This window comes from Collimonas fungivorans (genome assembly GCF_028292705.1).
GTDB lineage: Bacteria > Pseudomonadota > Gammaproteobacteria > Burkholderiales > Burkholderiaceae_D > Collimonas > Collimonas fungivorans_B.
In genome coordinates this window covers 1-3,683 of record NZ_JAQGLV010000163.1, presented here as the reverse complement: position 1 = coordinate 3,683, position 3,683 = coordinate 1, and the positions used below count along the sequence as shown (strand labels likewise).

The window sequence follows — 3,683 nt, the reverse complement described above, 5'->3', positions numbered from 1 at the left end:
TGGCTTCCTGCCCAAGCGCGCGCCATTCGCTGTCGTCGATTGCCAGGCCGGCAAGCTCCTTGTCGTGCAACGCTTTAACCCGTGCCGACAATGCCTGCAGCTGCCCTGCCTGGCAATACTGCGTAATACCCCATTGCGGATCATGCAGCAGCCAGTGCGCGTAATTATATGGAACGGCGCCGAGGTCGGCGCCTACCGGGATAGCTTCCACCAATGCAATTGCTTGCTCCCGGGCGCTGGTTTTTCCATCCGCCTGGCGCAGCCAGCACAGCACGTCAATGATCACCGCCAGCGTCTCCGGCACGCCAAGCTCCTCGCTGAATCGATGCTTGCCGCCTGCCGCGCAATCGGACGGCTGGTTATCCGGACCGAGCTGCGCTTCACGCAGGCGGTCCAGGCAGCTCGCCTTCTGCGCCGGGTCCGCCGCGAAGCTCATCCATTCTGTCATGATCGTTTGTCTATCGGGTTGAACTGAAGTCATGTGCGATAAGCTCTTCTCATCCATATCGTCATCCCTGTCTAGATAAGGCCCCAGGGTTGCCTGCGGACCGCTGCAGTCATGCTTGCGCCCAACCGACAGCAATTGCTGCTGCAGGCATGCACAATGATGACCAACGAGATTGCGGAAAATTCGGTTCTTCAGAAATTTTTACAAGCCGGAGTTAACCGATCCGTAGCCGAAAAAAAACGCCAGAGAAGCGAACCTCCTTGGCGTTTTTTACTTCGATCAGTTAGCTACAGAACTTAGAAGGTGTAGCGAGCACCCAAAGTGAAGTAGCGGCCGACAGCGCCGGATTGATGCAGCGACGGGTTGTAGTTGATACGGCCGTAGGTTTGCACGTCGAGCGGCGCCAGGCGGTCGAATATGTTGGCGATCGCAGCGGTCACCTGCCATTGCTTGCTCACATCCCAGCGGCCGAACAGGTCGACTGTAGTGAACGAGGCAACCCGGCAGTTCATCAAAGCGTTGCCGGTGACAGGATCGACGTCCAGGCATTCGCCGCCTGCTTCGTTCTTGTCCTCGATACCGCTGACATAGTTGACCGAAGTAGTCAGGTTGAACGGGCCACGGTCCCATGCCAGCGAAGCCGAAGCACGCGTGCGCGGTGTGCCGCCGTTGCCGGACAAGTTGGTATCGCCATGCGTGCCGACGAAGTTCTGTGTCACGCCATTGGTGGTACGCTTGAACTCGAACATTTGCGACACTGTCAGACCGGCAGTCATACGACCATAAGAATTCAGGTCAAAACGGCTGCGCAGATCGATATCGATGCCGCTGGTGCGAGTCTGGCCGGCATTGATGTAAGGCGCCTTGACCAGCAGGATAGGACCGGCCAGGCCAGGGAAGTCTGAAGTCGCCTCGCCACGCACCACAGTCGCATCAGGGAATTTCGATGGATCTGCAATGATGGAAGCTGCGTCAGAGCCGGTGATTTCATTCTTGCGAACGATACGCCAGTAGTCCACCGACACGCTGGTGTTCTTGATCGGTTCCAGGATGAAGCCCAGGCTGTAGCTCTGGGATTTTTCCGGCTTCAGGTTCTTGTTGCCGACCGTCACCGCACCGACATTCTTGCCATCCGCGCAATCCGCGGAAAGACCGGTGGCAGGGCAGCGCACCGGATCACGTGTGAAAGTGGTGAAGGCAGAAACAGCGCTATCGCCGCTTTCAGCAGGTCCTGGCGCACGGAACCCTTCCGCATACGTACCGCGGATGGCCAATTGCTGGATCGGGGTGAATTTGAAGCCTACCTTCGGTGTAGTCGAGTTACCGAAATCGGAGTACTGGTCGGTACGCAAGGCAAGCTGGAATTCCAGCTGCTTGAGGACCGGCAGCGCCAATTCCGTGTACAGGGAACTGATATTGCGCGAAGACCTGGCCGCTGCATAACCCAAGCCGACGATATCGTTGATGTCAGTGTACGGCGTCGCTTCGCTGACGGTAGACTCGTGACGCAGTTCACCGCCGATCGCGATACCGATTGGTCCGCCCGGCAGCTGGCCGAATTCACGGGTACCTTTGAAGTCCCACAAAGCGAGCTTGGTGGTCGCCCAGTTTTTCAGTTCAGGCGACACAAAAGCCAGCGTATCTGCGCTGTTCAGGGCACCAGCCTGGCCGATACGGAAAGAACCATCGTTGACCGCCGTCTGCAATGCGCTGGCGCGGTAATAACCGTTCTGGGTACGCTGCGTCTTGCTCTGCGCGTACAAGATACCGCTGTCATAGTCCCAGCCGAAACTGGTTCCCTTCACGCCGACCAACAGCCGCGTGACAGTGGTATCAAGGTCGGCAGTACGCGGACGGTCCGGATCGGCCCAGCGCGGGCGAGCCCGATTGGCAGGAAACGGATTGTCCGGATGGCCGATAGGCAGCAGCAACTGGCCTGGGCCAGTGCCGGAATTGATAACGCGGTTGTTGACCAGGTCAAAGCCGGCGCTGGTCAGGCCGGACGGCGTATTGATCGTCTTGGCCTGGGAGTTGAACAAGCCGAGTTCGGTATAGGCTTGCATGTTATTGTTGATTTGCAGAGTGCCGCGGCCAAACAGATTGATATTCTGTGTTTCCGGTTGCACCGTCTGGTAGCCACCCTTGATCGGATCCCACAGGCAGCCGCCGCCGGAATTGATCGATGTACCGGTGTCGATGCTGGCGCAGCCGGGCAGATTCTGGATGCCGCGGCCAGGAATGGTGGCGCCGCCGGCGGTGACCGGCCGTACGGTGCCGACGAAACTACTGCCGCCGGTATTGCTGCTAGTGGTGGCGCCTGCGCGCTGGTCACGGCCGCCCCATGGACGGGCATCGGCTGTTCCCAGGTATTCCGGCCGGTCCTTTTGCAGGATCTGGTTGCTTTGCTTGGCGTCGATGCTGAAGAAATAGTTGTACTTGTCGGTTTCCAGATTGCCGAAACCGAAGGTGCCGGATGCGCTTCTCAAGGTACCGTCGCCATGGCCCGAAGTGCCCAGCGATCCGGAGATCGTCTTGCCCTCATAAGTTTCACGCAAGATGATGTTGACCACGCCGGCAATCGCATCCGAACCGTAGATCGCAGAAGCGCCGTCTTTCAGCACTTCGATGCGGTCTACCGCGCCCAGCGGGATTGTGTTCAAGTCGACAAAGTTGCGCTGGCCGTCATCGCCCAGGCCGTAAGGCGCAGTGCGGCGGCCGTTGATCAGGACCAGGGTGGAGTTGACTGACAGCCCGCGCAGCGAAACGCCCGAAGCGCTGCCGGCGAAGCCGTTGGTGAATGAACCGCTGATGGAGCCGTTGTTGTCGGCCGACAGGCTGCGCACCACATCGGCTACCGAGGTCTTGCCCGACTGCTGGATGTCCTTGCGCGTCAGGATCTGCGTCGATGCAGCTCCTTCCTGCTGGGTACGTTTGATGTTGGAGCCGGTGATTTCAACCCGCCCCATCGGTTTGTCGTCGTTTGTCTCCTGCGCCTGCACAGGCTGGGCCATTAATCCGATACCCATCACTACTCCGCTGGTAAAAAACACCTGGCGTAGCGCCTGTGACAATTTCCGTTCCCTGATCATAAGCAACACTCCCTATCGATAATTTTAGAGTTGAGAATTTAATTATTTGTGTAATCAAACCAGACTGATTAAATCGCCTTGTGGACGACGTAATTTGCGTTTTGACCTCTGCTACGATTCCGCACAGACAGACAAACTCAAGAATC

The 3,683-nt window shown here is 58.0% G+C and carries 1 protein-coding gene and 1 pseudogene; both read right to left on the bottom strand.

What is annotated here, in order from left to right; all coding sequences use genetic code 11:
- Positions 1-448: pseudogene (locus JWQ61_RS08810) on the bottom strand (hypothetical protein); the annotation flags it as partial.
- A 296-nt stretch (positions 449-744) separates the two neighbouring features.
- On the bottom strand, positions 745-3,474 hold the full coding sequence (locus JWQ61_RS08805; protein ID WP_304360189.1) for a TonB-dependent receptor: 2,730 nt from the start codon (positions 3,472-3,474) through the stop codon (positions 745-747).
- Between the last annotated feature and the right edge of the window lie 209 nt (positions 3,475-3,683).

Bases quoted from the DNA above. Each gene is read 5' to 3' on its own strand.
- JWQ61_RS08805 (WP_304360189.1), bottom strand. From the start codon at position 3,474: ATGGGTATCGGATTAATGGCCCAGCCTGTGCAGGCGCAGGAGACAAAC.